The sequence below is a fragment of the Pseudolactococcus chungangensis CAU 28 = DSM 22330 genome, from assembly GCF_002441885.1.
Classification (GTDB): Bacteria; Bacillota; Bacilli; order Lactobacillales; family Streptococcaceae; genus Pseudolactococcus; species Pseudolactococcus chungangensis.
Window position 1 is genome coordinate 33,243 of record NZ_JXJT01000007.1, and the last position, 14,461, is coordinate 47,703.

Genomic DNA, 14,461 nt, shown 5'->3' on the forward strand with positions numbered 1-14,461 from the left:
CCGTCTATAATTTGACAGGTGGACATGAGCATTATCAGGACATTGCTCGATAAGCCAAGTGTTGACTGTTATAACCCTCAACTGCTAATTAAAGCCTATTTTAAAGGTAGCTATCATCACCTGAAAGTTCAAGCAAAAAATCGTGAATTGTGGTATAATTATATCAATGTGTTGTGTATTGAATCCTTTATAAGTCGGACATCTTTAGGTTATTTGAACACAAAATGATTTTCTGTGGTAGAAACACTATCACCAGTTATCAACTGATGATAGTGGGAAGTGATCATTCTGATTGAAATAGATGTGTGTTACTTTTTAACTGATTGAATATAATGAAAGAGGCGAAAGTTGACAACAGAAGAATTACAAGCGATACAAGATAAAAAAGAAAAAGCAGCGGAGTATGATGCCAGTCAGATTCAAGTATTAGAAGGTCTTGAAGCTGTACGGATGCGTCCTGGTATGTATATCGGTTCAACATCATCAGAGGGTTTGCACCATTTGGTATGGGAAATCGTGGATAACTCGATTGATGAGGCATTAGCCGGTTTTGCCTCACATATTGAGGTTTTTATTGAGCCTGATAATTCGATTACCGTTGTTGATGACGGTCGCGGTATTCCAGTTGATATTCAAGAGAAAACGGGTCGTCCAGCGGTTGAAACTGTCTTTACAGTTCTACATGCAGGTGGTAAATTTGGCGGTGGCGGTTATAAAGTATCAGGTGGTCTGCATGGTGTTGGTTCATCTGTTGTTAATGCCTTGTCTACTCAGTTAGATGTCACAGTCTTCAAACAAGGTCAAAAATACTATCAGGAATATCACCGCGGTGTCGTTGGTGGTGATTTAGCCATGATCGGTGAGACAGATCCAGATCATCATGGGACAACCGTTCATTTTACACCAGACCCTACAATTTTCACAGAAACTACCGAATTTGATTTTCAAAAATTAGCGAAACGGGTGCGTGAGCTAGCTTTCTTGAATCGTGGCTTGCGTATCTCAATCACTGATAAACGACTAGAAGAGGCTGAAAGTCTTCACTATCATTATGAGGGTGGTATTCAGTCCTATGTCGAATATCTTAATGAAGAAAAGCCTGTTTTATTTGAGCCCGCGATTTTCACAGAAGGTGAGATGGACGAGATAACTGTTGAAGTTGCTATGCAGTATACGGGCAGTTATCATTCAATGGTTTTATCTTTTGCCAATAATATCAGTACGCATGAGGGTGGTACGCATGAACAAGGATTTAGAACAGCCTTGACACGTGTGATTAATAACTACGCCAAGTCTAACAAACTACTCAAAGAAAATGAAGAAAATCTAACTGGGGATGACGTTCGTGAAGGATTGACAGCTGTGATTTCAGTTAAACATCCGAATCCGCAGTTTGAAGGTCAAACTAAGACAAAACTCGGTAATTCTGAGGTTTCAGGAATTGTTAACAAGCTATTTAGTGAAGAGTTTGGCACTTTTCTTTTGGAAAATCCGCAGGTCGCAAAACGCATCGTGGAAAAGGGAATTTTAGCCAGCAAGGCGAGAATTGCAGCTAAGCGTGCGCGTGAAGTGACACGCAAAAAATCTGGTCTTGAAATTTCAAATCTACCAGGGAAGTTGGCAGATTGTTCATCAAATGATCCAAAACAAACTGAAATTTTCATTGTCGAAGGAGATTCTGCTGGAGGTTCAGCAAAATCTGGTCGAAATCGTGAGTTTCAAGCGATTTTACCAATTCGTGGTAAAATCCTCAACGTTGAAAAAGCAAGCATGGAAAAAATCCTAGCCAATGAAGAAATTCGCTCATTGTTTACAGCAATGGGGACGGGATTTGGTGCTGATTTTGATGTTACAAAGGCACGCTATCAAAAATTGGTCATTATGACCGATGCTGATGTCGATGGTGCACATATCAGAACTTTGCTTTTGACGCTGTTTTATCGTTATATGCGACCAGTTGTTGAAGCGGGTTATGTTTATATTGCCCAACCACCGATTTATGGGGTTAAGCTTGGCGATAAGATTACTTATATACAACCTGGTGTCAATCAAGAAACAGAACTTCAAGAAGCTATTGTAAACATGACAACAAGTAAGCGTAAGCCAATCGTTCAACGGTATAAAGGTCTTGGGGAAATGGATGATCACCAGCTATGGGAAACAACCATGGATCCTGAGCATCGGACGATGGCGCAAGTCAGTGTTGAAGATGCCGCGGAAGCGGATCAAATCTTTGATATGCTGATGGGGGATCGGGTAGAACCCCGTCGTGACTTTATTGAAGCCAATGCCCAATATTCAACAATTGATATTTAGTGAAAATGACCTTTAACGGGTCATTTTTTGATGTCGTCAATTTGAAAATCGTGTGTTAGTTGTATAAACTAACAAAAAATGCTAAAATAAAGTATGCTAGTATTCCCACTTATCAATGATACCAGTCGCAAAATCATCCATGTTGACATGGATGCCTTTTTTGCGTCAATTGAAGAGCGAGATAATCCAGAATTAAAAGGAAAACCTGTCGTCATTGCTAAAAATCCTTTAGAAACTGGTGGGCGTGGCGTCGTCTCAACGGCAAACTATGCAGCAAGAAAATACGGCATTCATTCTGCCATGTCGGCGAAAGAAGCTTACGAACTTTGTCCGCAAGCCGTTTTTGTATCGGGTAACTATGCACGTTATCAAGAGGTTTCACGCCAGATGCATGACATTTTTCATCGCTATACTGATGAGGTTGAGGGCATGGCCTTAGATGAGGCTTATCTGGATGTGACGGTGAATAAAATCAATGCAGCGAGTGCTGTTAAGATAGCTAAGATGATTCAGCATGATATTTTTACTGAACTTCATTTAACAAGCTCTGCAGGTGTTTCTTATAACAAATTTTTGGCTAAAATTGCTTCTGATATTGAGAAACCAAAAGGCTTGACTTTGATTGCACCAGAGGATGCTTTGGATTTTTTAGCAGAACTATCGGTCAAAAAATTCCATGGTGTAGGGGAAAAAACAGCTGAAAAGTTGGAAGCTTTAGGTATCACTGAAGGAGGGGATATTCAAAAGAGCTCCCCACAATATTTAGCGGAAAAATTAGGTGTTTTTGGCTGGGAGCTCTACCTAAAAGCTAATGGTATCCATAATGTGCCTGTTAAGCCTAATCGAATTAGAAAGTCAGTGGGGAAAGAAAAAACTTATGGTAAACTGCTTTATTTAGAGGCAGATATCAAGGCTGAAGTGAGTAAATTATCGGAAAAAGTGGGCATGATTTTACAAGAGAAGCAGCTGAAGGGTCATATTGTCGTGATTAAAATACGTTATGCTGACTTTACGACTTTTACCAAGCGCCTATCTTTAGATGATAAAGTAGATGATGTTTATCTAATTGATCAAAGTGCGCAAAAATTATTGGATGTTGCCTTACGTGATAATGTGGGTATTCGTCTTTTAGGGGTGACAGTGACAGGGCTTTGAAAAACGATTAGAACAGGAATAGTAGTTGCTGCTAAGAACCTTGAAAAAAATTAAAAGAATGCCTAATAACTGAATTTTATCAAAAGAATTAGTTATTGCAGCATCATTTTTAAACAGAAGTGGCACAGATAGCTGAGAAATAAAAAAGGGAGGAAAGGTATTTCTGCCTTTCTTTGTTTGGGGTTGAAAGCATAGTAAAGAAGTCCGCTAAGACTTGCCCAAAATAGACAAAGTGTTAACTGGAAAAAATCGGCAGAAAATGAGACTAAACTTAAATAAAGCCAGTCTCCACTACCCATTTTGAGAGAAAAAAGTTCTGTCACAATTGCAATGAGAATACACGATAAAACGCCTATATTGTAAGGACAAGTGAAACTCAGGAGCGCAAAAAAGATGAGCCATATCCCCAAAGGAAAAGCATGAGTTTTGAGGTCAAATCCAACCATTAAGAAAGAGGCGAGGCAAATCAAAGAAAAAGTGAGATCAACTTTTTCTAACCAACCCATGACAAACAAAACACCACATGCTAACTCTAAAATACTATACCAACAGGTTAATTTTATCTTGCAATATCGGCATCTCGCACCGTTAATAAGTTGAGAAATAATAGGAATCAAATCTCGCCAAATTAGGATTTGACCGCAGTTTAAGCAATGAGATCTAGGACGTACGATGGAATGTTCCGGTAAGCGATCAATCATCAAACCAAAGAAAGAACCCCAAATTGTACCAAGTGTAAAAATTAAGAAAATAGTCATACTTATTCATACGAAAAAAGAACCTAAATATTTGATAAAATACTGATTTTTTTCTATAATGAAATTGTTAGGGTGGTCTTTATAGATGTTAATTAAAGATAACCTTGAGCAAATGTTTCTGATTTAATCAACTTAGCAAGAGACTTTGTAAGTAGTAACTTTTTGAAAATTACTTATAGGTTCTGATGGAGGAGAAAAATGTCTAGAGAAAAAACGAAAGCAGTTTTGAATCAATCCGTTGCAGACTTATCAAAAGCAGCCGCTTTGGTGCATCAAGTACATTGGTACTTACGCGGCCCTGGCTTTATGAAATTACATCCTAAAATGGATGAATTAATGGACGGTCTAAATAGTCATTTAGATGTTTTGTCAGAACGATTAATTACTATTGGTGGTTCTCCAGTCTCAACATTGAAAGAATTTGATGAGTTATCAAAGATTGAGCTTGAAACTGCTACTTGGGATAAAACGACAGAGGAACGTTTGACAGAAGTTGTTAAAGCTTACAAATATTTGTCAGATCTTTTCCAAGATGGTGTCCATGCAACAGATGAAGAAGATGACGATGTCACAAATGGTCTCTTTGCTGATGCTAAAGGTGATATTGAAAAAACAATTTGGATGTTAGAATCTGAACTTGGAGTAGCACCAGGATTGTAATGAAATAATAAAAATAAAAAACTCGTTAGTGGCGAGTTTTTTTTGTCATAGATCAGAAAAAATCAATCCGTTAAAAAATCTAAGAAAGTCTTTAAATTCATGTTTGAAAATGTTTTCAATATATGATAAAATGTGGAAGGATGAAAACTTTATATGATGTTCAGGAATTTTTGAAAAAGCATGGTTATATTAACCTTTTTAGCAATCGACTTGATGCTATTTTTTTCATGGCACAGGAGCTAAAGACTTTATACGATGCTGGCTTGATTCCAGATCAAAAGGATTATTTTACCGCAGACTTAATTCTACGGCGAGAACACAGACTTGAAAGTGAGAAAAAGACTTATGACGAAAAAAATTATCGGGATTGACCTTGGTGGTACGACGATTAAATTTGGCATCTTGACAGTAGCTGGTGAAGTTCAGGATAAATGGGCAATTGAGACTAATATTATCGGCAATGGTCAACAAATCGTGCCTGATATCATTGCGTCTATCAATCATCGTTTAGATTTGTATAAACTTGATAAAGCTGACTTTTTAGGTATTGGTATGGGCTCTCCTGGTTCTGTTGATATTGTCAAAAATACAGTCATTGGTGCCTATAACTTGGGATGGGAAACTCTACAAGAAGTAGGTGCAACTATTGAAGCAGGTATCGGTCTACCATTCGCTATTGATAACGATGCTAATGTTGCCGCTTTAGGCGAACGTTGGGTTGGTGCGGGTGAAAACAATCCGGATGTCATCTTCATGACACTAGGAACAGGTGTTGGTGGCGGTATCATAGCAGCTGGTAATCTGATTCATGGTGTTGCTGGTGCTGGTGGAGAAATTGGTCATGTCACTGTTGATACAAGTTCAGATGCTTTTGCTTGCACTTGCGGTAAAGCAGGCTGTCTAGAAACTGTTGCGTCAGCAACAGGTGTTGTTCGTGTTGCCCGTAAACTCGCTGAGGAATATGAAGGTGAGTCTGCGATTAAAGCAGCGATTGATAACGGTGACGCTGTAAGCTCAAAAGATATTTTTGTAGCGGCTGAAGCAGCTGATAAATTTGCTGATTCAGTTGTTGAGCAAGTCGGTCAATATCTTGGATTGGCATCAGGAAATTTGGCTAATACTTTGAATCCAGATTCTATTGTTATCGGCGGTGGTGTTTCTGCTGCGGGTGAATTCTTGCGTGCACGGATTGAAAAATACTTTAATCTTTATACTTTCCCACAAGTTAGAAATTCAACTAAGATTAAAATTGCCAAACTAGGCAATGACGCTGGGATTATTGGCGCAGCTAGCTTGGCATTGAAATTTACTGAAAATGAGGCTGTTTAAAAATGTGGTTAATTATCAATATCATACTTATCTTGGTGATAATCGCCATGTTTGCATACCCGTATATTAATAAATTTAGAATTAAATCGGTTGCTAAAATTGTCGATAATGCTGATTTTGCTGAACAAATAGTAGGTGGACAACTCATTGATTTACGTGAATCATCAGCTTTTCGGATTATCCATATTTTGGGCGCTAGGAATCTTCCTTTTTCTCAATTTGATCAAAGTATTTCAGCAATTCGTAAAGACAAAGCTGTCCTTTTATATGAGGATGCTAAGCCAGTTTTTGCTATTCGTGCTGCGCTTAAGCTCAAAAAAGCTGGCTATACTAACATTGTTATCCTAAAAACTGGGATAAAGGGGTGGCATGGCAAAACAAAAAAAGGAGCTTGACCCCTTATGGAAACAAGAAAACGACGATCGGAACGTCTATCTGAAAAAAATATAACACCCAAAAAGAAAAAAAAATACCGTGGCCTTAAAATATTTGGGCTAATCGTTTTACTGGTTTTATTGATTGGTGGCGCTATTTTTGGGAAAGCTTATTTTGATGTTAAGAATGTCATGGTCAAATCCTATCAGACAATTGATAGAAAGACGACTGCTAAACTCCCGAGTCTGAAAGAAAAGTCATCATTTAGTTTTCTATTCTTAGGTGTTAATGACAAAACGGCAAATGATATTCTAGTTTTAACAGTTAACCCTAAAAAGAATAAGACAACTGTCATTAGTTTGAATCGAAATATTTACCTCCCTTCTGAATCGACAACTCTGAAAGAGCTTTATGGCTCTAAAGGAGCAGCAGGGGAAATTGATGCTTTGCAGACACTTTTAGGCGTTGACATTCCACGTTATATGACTTTTGACATGCGTGGGTTAGGTGATTTTGTTGAGGTTGTTGGTGGTGTTCAAGTTCAAAATGATACGCATTTTGTATCAAGTGGTTTTGAATTTAAACCGGGAACATTAATCTTGAAAAAAGCAGATGAAGTGAAGGCATATCTCACTAAAGTTGGAGATGATGCTGATAAAGCTGAGGCAGATTTAATCGACCGTGAGCAGACTGTACTGATTGCGATTATTCCAAAATTGAAATCAGCGAATACTGTTGTTAATTACAAAAAATTTGTGAATGCTTTTGGTGATAATGTCAAGACAGACTTTGTTTTTGGCAATATTAAAGCACTTGGATTGAATTATAATGGTGTTTTAGGAAATATCACAAAAGAAAATCTTAAACCAGTAGAGACTACGATTGATGGTAAAACACAAAAAATTCTGTCAGAAGCGTTAGTCAATAAGGCTCATGATAGAATTGAAACAGCATTGAATGAGTGAAGACTTGCTGTCAGATAGAAACTAAATAAATCAAAAGCTAACACTTCCTTGTTTGAAAGTGTTAGCTTTTGATTTATTTAAATTATATTATTAGTGTTGCAATAGTTTTGTTTATCGTAGAACGATGAAATCAGCGACAGGTCTGCCATCTTGACTTTCGAAGATTGTTTGCCCATTTAGCGACATTTGTGAAGAACCACCACCATCTAAAACGACAAGGTTTTGTAGATTGAGGTTAGCAACTGCTGCCATAGTCCCATCGTAGCCGACACTAGTATCTGAAATGATGAGATAGATGTTATTATCTGCATCGTTACCAATGTAAGAATGAATCATCCAGTTGACAGAGCCATCATTTGGTAAGATAACACCATCTTTGATCAGGATGCTACCAAAACCGTAGCTTTGCTCCCCACCCTTTTTAATAATATCATCTGCTGGTGTTGTGAGGTCATACCCATTAGCTGAGCCATTTTTATTGATAACAAATGCTGCACTGCCATAGGTAGTATTTGACCAGTTTGAAAATATCTGACCATTGTTAATTTGAAAGCCGACAATTTGACCTGTATTCATGTCAAAGCCAGAAGTATTCATAATAAGTGAATCAGGGTACTTCGCGACGATGTCAGACATCATGAAAGTACCTGGAATTTGTGCTGCAGCTGTTTTTAAAACTTTTGGATTATTAGCACGGTAAATGGTAACACCTGGTACAGACATATCTGTGAATTTCTCAAGTTTTTGCTTGGATTTAACTTGTACCCAACCAGCCTCACCAGTATCTTCCACCTCTTTTGCGGGCGCAATTGAAACGGAGGTCGGAGGGACGATGGCATTGGGTGCTGTAGTTTTAATCGGTTTGAGTGCAGAAGAAGCGGTTTGTTTGGGTTTTAATAAGATATAGGTAATGCTTGACCCTACTAAAAGTAAGATAATTAAAGTAATGATTAGGGGTGCTTTTTTCTTCTTTTTAGTAGTAGAAGCTGTTTTTGAGGTGTTACGTTTATATTGTTTATTTTTTTTCATAGTTATTTAAGAACGATAAAGTCCCCCACTTGTCGATTATCCTGACTCGGTACAATGGTTTGGCCATTCAGTCCCATTTGGGAAGCCCCCCCACCATCCATCAGAACAAGGTTTGCTAGATTGAGATTTTTAATTTGATCCATGATATTCTCATAACCAGCGTTTGTTTCACTAATCATGAGATAGAGATTATTTTGCTTATCGTTACCAATAAAACTATGAATCATCCAATTGACAGAGCCATCATTTTCTTGGACCCTGCCTTTTTTGATTAAAATTTTACCAAAACTATAAGATTGTTCAGCGCCATTTGCAAGAATTTGACTCGCAGGTGTTGAGCTATCATAAGTTGTCATAGAACCATCTTTATTGATGATAAAGGCTTCGTGTGCCCGTTTATTTTCTCCCCAGTTGGTAAAAAGCGCACCATTATTAATTTGAAAACCTGTAATATCACCAGTTTCCATGTTAAAACCTGAAGCATTCATAATCAGAGCATCTGGATATTGTGCCATAACATCTGGTAAAATTGCTAAGGCTGGATGTTTAGAAGTCGCAGTTTTTAAAACTTGGGGATTATGTGCTTTATAAATTTTTATATTAGCTATTGAAATATTTTGAAATTTTTCACCTCTCCCTTTGGAATGAACTTGAACCCAAGTTGCATCTCCTGTATTTTCTACTTTTCAGTGTTGTGAGAGACAACAACTGAATGAGATGTTATGACCGAGGCACTTTTTGAAGGATCCACCTTAACAGGTGAATTCTTTGTATCTCCTGTATTTTTATCAAATGGTTTGATAAAAATAACAACTAAAACGGCTAGAATCAAAACAAATGATATGGCTATGAGCAGTCCTAATCTACTTTTTTTTAGTTTTTCTTTTCATTATTTCATTATAAAGTGATTTTAGAGTTAAGTCAAGTAAATAAGTACTGAAAACGCTTAATGTAGGCGTTCTTGTTGCATTTTGTCAAAAATATGTTATACTTATAAAGTTGAAATAGAATAAAGATCATCTCTAAAAAATGTTCAAGTGGCAGTGTATGAAAGTCGCATTATGATTTTTAGAAGTGATCTCAAATTATGAGGTATAAATCTTGACTAAATTACGCGAAGACATTCGTAATGTCGCAATCATCGCCCACGTTGACCATGGTAAAACAACTCTTGTGGATGAACTTTTGAAACAATCAGATACATTGAGCGCTCGCGCACATCTTGATGATCGTGCCATGGACTCAAACGACCTTGAAAAAGAACGCGGGATTACCATTCTTGCTAAAAATACAGCCGTTAAATATAAAGACAAACATATTAACATCTTGGACACCCCTGGTCACGCGGACTTCGGTGGCGAAGTTGAACGTATCATGAAAATGGTTGACGGCGTTGTTCTTGTTGTTGATGCTTACGAAGGTACAATGCCTCAGACACGTTTCGTGTTGAAAAAAGCCTTGGATCAAGGTTTGACACCAATCGTTGTTGTCAATAAAATTGATAAGCCTTCAGCTCGTCCTGAAGAAGTTGTTGATGAAGTTTTGGAACTTTTGATTGAACTTGGTGCCGATGAAGAACAATTGGAATTCCCAGTAGTTTACGCATCAGCTATCAATGGGACATCAAGCCTTTCTGATGATCTTGATACGCAAGAACATACAATGGAACCATTGTTTGAAACAATCATCGAACATATTCCTGCTCCAGTTGATAACTCTGATGAACCATTGCAATTTCAAGTTTCACTACTTGATTACAATGATTTCGTTGGCCGTATCGGTATCGGACGTGTTTTCCGTGGTACCATTAAAGTTGGTGATAGCGTAACGCTTTCAAAACTTGATGGCACAAAACAAAACTTCCGTGTCACTAAATTATTTGGTTTCTTTGGTCTCGATCGTATTGAAATCCAAGAAGCAAAAGCTGGTGATTTGATTGCTGTATCTGGTATGGATGACATCTTTGTTGGTGAAACAGTAACACCTTCTGATCATATTGACCCACTACCAATTCTTCATATCGATGAACCAACTTTGCAAATGACTTTCCTTGTCAATAACTCACCTTTTGCTGGTCGCGAAGGTAAATGGGTAACATCACGTAAAGTTGAAGAACGCTTGCAATCAGAATTGCAAACTGACGTATCACTTCGTATTGACCCGACTGACTCACCTGACCGTTGGATCGTATCCGGTCGTGGTGAATTGCATTTGTCAATCTTGATTGAAACAATGCGTCGTGAGGGTTATGAGCTACAAGTATCACGTCCAGAAGTTATTGAACGTGAAATCGATGGTGTTCGCTCAGAACCGTTTGAACGTGTACAAATCGACACACCTGAAGAATATCAAGGTTCAATCATCCAAGCCCTTTCTGAACGTAAAGGTAACATGCTTGATATGATTAACACTGGTAACGGTCAAGTTCGTTTAATCTTCCTTGTACCAGCTCGTGGTTTGATTGGTTTCTCAACTGAATTCTTGTCAATGACACGTGGTTACGGTATCATGAACCATACCTTTGACCAATACATGCCAATGATTCATGAACAAATCGGTGGTCGTAGCCGTGGTGCTCTTGTCTCTATCGACACTGGTAAAACAACGACTTACGCTATCATGGGTGTTGAAGAACGTGGTACAATCTTTGTTAATCCAGGAACAGAAGTTTACGAAGGCATGATCATCGGGGAACATTCTCGTGAAAATGACTTGACAGTTAACGTAACAAAAGCAAAACAAATGACAAACGTACGTTCTGCCAATAAAGACCAAACTAATGTGATCAAAACACCACGTATCTTGACTTTGGAAGAATCTATTGAATTCATGGCTGACGACGAATACCTCGAAATCACACCAGAATCAATCCGTTTACGTAAACAAATCTTGAATAAAGCAGAACGCGAAAAAGCGAACAAAAAGAAAAAAGGATAAGCAGTCAATAGACCAATAGATATAAGAGAGGATAAGATGTTTTATTTAGTCGTATTAGCACTCTTTGTCTTGTGTTACCTTTTTCTGGCACCAGATGAGATAAAAAAAAGCTTAAACCTTTTTGTTGTCATCATCGGAACAGTTTTAGCTGTTACGATTATCATCTCACTTATTATTCAAAATAAAACGAGCATCATCCAAGGACTAATAATCCTAGCGGGGCTTGTTCTAATGGTCGAAAGCATTCGTGAGATAAACCAAATATAAAAATCAGTCGAGAGGCTGTTTTTTTGATATATCCTTTAGAGATTACCGCTCTGACTAGTTACCATCATATTGGTTTAAGAGCGGCTTTGGTTGCTAACTATGATTAAACTTAAATCCTATAATGTAGGCGAAAAAACATTTTTTGAAAGAAAGAGTACTTGCGTTGCTAGAGTTGGACAGCCAGTTTTCTGTAATCGAGTATTAAAGTCAAGCTTGATTTTACCCTAAATAAACTCGCATTAGTATCAATAATATCAATCAAGCAATGGGGTATGTTATAATAAAACTATGAAATTGAATGAAAAACAAATGTTGAATTTTGCTGAAACTTTAGGCAAAAAGTTACAAGCAGGAGATATTATCGTCTTGACCGGTGAATTGGGTGCAGGAAAAACGACTTTTACCAAGGGGCTTGGACTTGGTTTAGATATTCATCAGATGATTAAAAGCCCGACCTATACCATTGTTCGTGAATACGAAGGACGCCTGCCTTTATATCATATGGATGTTTATCGCATTGGAGATGACCCCGATTCGATAGATTTAGATGATTATTTATTTGGTAATGGTGTCACTGTGATTGAGTGGGGGAATCTATTGGCGCAAGATTTGCCGAGTGAGTATTTGGAGATTATTTTCGACTACAGAGATGATGAGCGAGAGGTGACACTTGTTGCACATGGTCATCGCTATGAGACTTATTTAGTCTAAGACTGGTTGCTTGCCAAAGGAGACGTATGACTGAAATTATTGTAAGAGAAGCTGAACCTAAAGATGCCCAAAACTTGATTAATTTTTTAAATCAAGTAGGTAAGGAATCACATTTTTTAACACTTGATGAAGTAGGTATCTTGATGACAGCTACACAAATGTCTGAGTATCTGGCCCAAATTGCTGAAAAAGATAATAATGCTTACTTATTAGCCCTAATAGATGGTGAAATTGCAGGTGTCATTAGTTTAACAGCAGATTTTCATGAACGCATTCGACATATTGGAGATTTATTTATTGCTGTTAGTCAAAACTTTCAAGGCTATGGCATTGGCCATATTTTAATATCAGATATGTTAGATTTTATTCAAGAAGTCGGTGTCATCAAGCGCTTAGAGCTCCAAGTTCAGAAACGAAACGAAAGAGCTATTCATCTTTATCAAAAAAAAGGTTTTGAGATTGAATCAACTCGGAAATTTGGGGCAAGAGATGAATTCGGGAATTTAATTGATGTACTAGAAATGGTGAGATTTTTTGATTAAGATTACAAGTTTGTAACATTTTATCTTAATTAGAGTTTGAATTTAGTTTTTCTGGTAAAATGGAATAATGAAAAGAAGTCAGAGAATTACTTATGAAGCCAAGCATGGCTCTAAAAAAAACCAGAACAAAAATGGGAAGCTGAAGAAAAATGGCAAGCCTAAGATGCGACTTTGGAAGAAATTATTACTTGGTTTCTTAGCGACACTTTTAGTGTTTGCGGGTCTCATTTTTGCTTATGGTACGGTTGTCTTAAATCAAACAGAAGATGCGTTTAAATCGACCTTCTCTGATTTAGGTCTGAGTTCAAGTAAAAAATCAGATGATATTATCAAAGCAACAAAACCATTGACGATTTTATTGATGGGGGTTGACACGGGTGATGCTACGCGTTCAGATTTATGGTCTGGTCAGTCGGATACGATGATTGTCATGACAATTAATCCTCAGACCAATACAACAACCATGGTTTCTTTAGAGCGAGATATGTTGACGAACATTGTCGATAAAGATGGTAGTGTTGTCGAGACTGCCAAGTTGAATGCTGCCTATGCGAGTGGTGGGGCTGTAACCGCAGTTGCAACGATTCAACAACAAATCGGCTTGGGTATTGATAAATATGCCTTGATTAACATGAATGGACTGAAAGATCTTGTCGATGCTGTTGGTGGGATTGAAGTAGATAATAAATTAGGGGAAACAATTTCGATTGAAGAAACTGAACCTGATTACACAGCAACAGTGGAACCAGGTAAGCAGCATATCAATGGCGATCAGGCATTAGTATATGCCCGTATGCGCCATCAAGATCCAGAAGGTGATATTGGGCGTCAAGCACGTCAACGTGAAGTCATTACGCAAATTATGGGTAAAATATTAAGCCTTAATTCGATTACTAAGTACGAGAAAATTTTAAAAGCCATTTCTGGTAATATGAAAACAGACTTTGCTGTGAATGGTAATTCTTTGAAGAGTTTGTTAGGCTACAAAGACGCTTTTCAAAAAATGCGCTCAATTAAACTTCAAGGCATTGGTGAAATGATTGATGGCATTTCTTATCAAGTGATGCCAACCGATAATTTATTGAGTGTGCAAAATGCTTTGCGACTGTCACTAGGTCAGTCAGCTGTAAAAAGTCTTTCTTCTAATATCGTCACCTTTGAAAATTACTATGGTGGTTATGCATCAAGCGCAACACTGCCAACTGTAACGACAACGGTGAACGGTAAAACAACTGAGAAAACTTTACTTACTAATGGGGCGGAAGCCTCTGCAGAAGAAGCATCAAAAGAAAGTACATCAGAAGAGGCTGCTACATCAAGCAATGTTTATGATAACCAAACTTCTGAACCACAATACGATGCATATGGTAACCCGATTTATTAACGATTTGACTAAACTGCTGAATTTTGATAAAAT

The 14,461-nt window shown here is 37.6% G+C and carries 14 protein-coding genes and 1 pseudogene; 12 read left to right on the forward strand and 3 right to left on the reverse strand.

Features of this window, described 5'->3' with window-relative positions:
• The first annotated feature begins 348 nt into the window (after positions 1–348).
• Positions 349–2,316: a DNA topoisomerase (ATP-hydrolyzing) subunit B gene (gene gyrB, locus RR45_RS04485; protein ID WP_031365244.1), complete on the forward strand. Its 1,968-nt coding sequence runs from the start codon at positions 349–351 to the stop codon at positions 2,314–2,316.
• Between the two features lie 93 nt (positions 2,317–2,409).
• On the forward strand, positions 2,410–3,471 hold the full coding sequence (dinB, locus tag RR45_RS04490) for a DNA polymerase IV (RefSeq protein ID WP_031365245.1): 1,062 nt from the start codon (positions 2,410–2,412) through the stop codon (positions 3,469–3,471).
• Between the two features lie 92 nt (positions 3,472–3,563).
• On the opposite strand, the gene RR45_RS04495 is transcribed toward dinB, so the two are convergent.
• Positions 3,564–4,229, reverse strand: a complete 666-nt coding sequence (locus tag RR45_RS04495; protein WP_031365246.1) for a prepilin peptidase — start codon at positions 4,227–4,229, stop codon at positions 3,564–3,566.
• 198 nt (positions 4,230–4,427) lie between these two features.
• Here RR45_RS04495 and RR45_RS04500 point away from each other — a divergent pair, with 198 nt between their 5' ends.
• The 5 genes from RR45_RS04500 (at position 4,428) to RR45_RS04520 (ending at position 7,558) form a co-directional block, all read left to right on the forward strand.
• Positions 4,428–4,889, forward strand: a complete 462-nt coding sequence (locus tag RR45_RS04500; RefSeq protein ID WP_031365247.1) for a Dps family protein — start codon at positions 4,428–4,430, stop codon at positions 4,887–4,889.
• A 140-nt stretch (positions 4,890–5,029) separates the two neighbouring features.
• On the forward strand, positions 5,030–5,260 hold the full coding sequence (locus RR45_RS04505; RefSeq protein ID WP_031365248.1) for a YqgQ family protein: 231 nt from the start codon (positions 5,030–5,032) through the stop codon (positions 5,258–5,260).
• Positions 5,235–6,218 carry an ROK family glucokinase gene (locus RR45_RS04510; RefSeq protein WP_031365249.1) on the forward strand — a complete coding sequence of 328 codons (984 nt, stop codon included), beginning with the start codon at positions 5,235–5,237 and terminating at the stop codon, positions 6,216–6,218. The genes RR45_RS04505 and RR45_RS04510 overlap by 26 nt, the downstream gene beginning before the upstream one ends.
• Before the next feature lie 2 nt (positions 6,219–6,220).
• On the forward strand, positions 6,221–6,613 hold the full coding sequence (locus tag RR45_RS04515) for a rhodanese-like domain-containing protein (protein ID WP_244148286.1): 393 nt from the start codon (positions 6,221–6,223) through the stop codon (positions 6,611–6,613).
• A 6-nt stretch (positions 6,614–6,619) separates the two neighbouring features.
• Positions 6,620–7,558 carry an LCP family protein gene (locus RR45_RS04520; protein WP_031365251.1) on the forward strand — a complete coding sequence of 313 codons (939 nt, stop codon included), beginning with the start codon at positions 6,620–6,622 and terminating at the stop codon, positions 7,556–7,558.
• 111 nt (positions 7,559–7,669) lie between these two features.
• Here the strand turns inward: RR45_RS04520 and RR45_RS04525 are convergent, their stop codons facing one another.
• Both RR45_RS04525 and RR45_RS11615 read right to left on the reverse strand, forming a co-directional pair.
• The gene (locus RR45_RS04525; protein WP_084463410.1) at positions 7,670–8,587 is read right to left on the reverse strand and encodes a phosphodiester glycosidase family protein; all 918 of its coding nucleotides are present in this window, start codon (positions 8,585–8,587) and stop codon (positions 7,670–7,672) included.
• Between the two features lie 2 nt (positions 8,588–8,589).
• A pseudogene (locus RR45_RS11615) lies at positions 8,590–9,443 on the reverse strand (phosphodiester glycosidase family protein).
• A gap of 245 nt (positions 9,444–9,688) precedes the next feature.
• On the opposite strand from RR45_RS11615, the gene typA reads away from it, so the two are divergent.
• The 5 genes from typA to RR45_RS04555 all read left to right on the forward strand — a co-directional run bounded on the left by typA (position 9,689) and on the right by RR45_RS04555 (position 14,428).
• Entirely contained in the window at positions 9,689–11,524 is a 1,836-nt protein-coding gene (gene typA / locus RR45_RS04535; protein ID WP_031365255.1) for a translational GTPase TypA, read from the forward strand.
• A gap of 36 nt (positions 11,525–11,560) precedes the next feature.
• The gene (locus RR45_RS04540) at positions 11,561–11,791 is read left to right on the forward strand and encodes a DUF3165 family protein (protein ID WP_031365256.1); all 231 of its coding nucleotides are present in this window, start codon (positions 11,561–11,563) and stop codon (positions 11,789–11,791) included.
• Between the two features lie 288 nt (positions 11,792–12,079).
• Complete coding sequence (tsaE, locus tag RR45_RS04545; protein ID WP_031365257.1) at positions 12,080–12,502, forward strand: tRNA (adenosine(37)-N6)-threonylcarbamoyltransferase complex ATPase subunit type 1 TsaE; 423 nt, start codon at positions 12,080–12,082, stop codon at positions 12,500–12,502.
• A 26-nt stretch (positions 12,503–12,528) separates the two neighbouring features.
• Positions 12,529–13,044, forward strand: coding sequence for a GNAT family N-acetyltransferase (locus tag RR45_RS04550; protein ID WP_031365258.1), 516 nt, complete (start codon positions 12,529–12,531; stop codon positions 13,042–13,044).
• Positions 13,045–13,111: 67 nt separating this feature from the next.
• Positions 13,112–14,428 (forward strand): LCP family protein, encoded by a 1,317-nt coding sequence (locus RR45_RS04555; protein ID WP_072353483.1) that lies wholly within the window; start codon positions 13,112–13,114, stop codon positions 14,426–14,428.
• Positions 14,429–14,461: the final 33 nt, after the last annotated feature.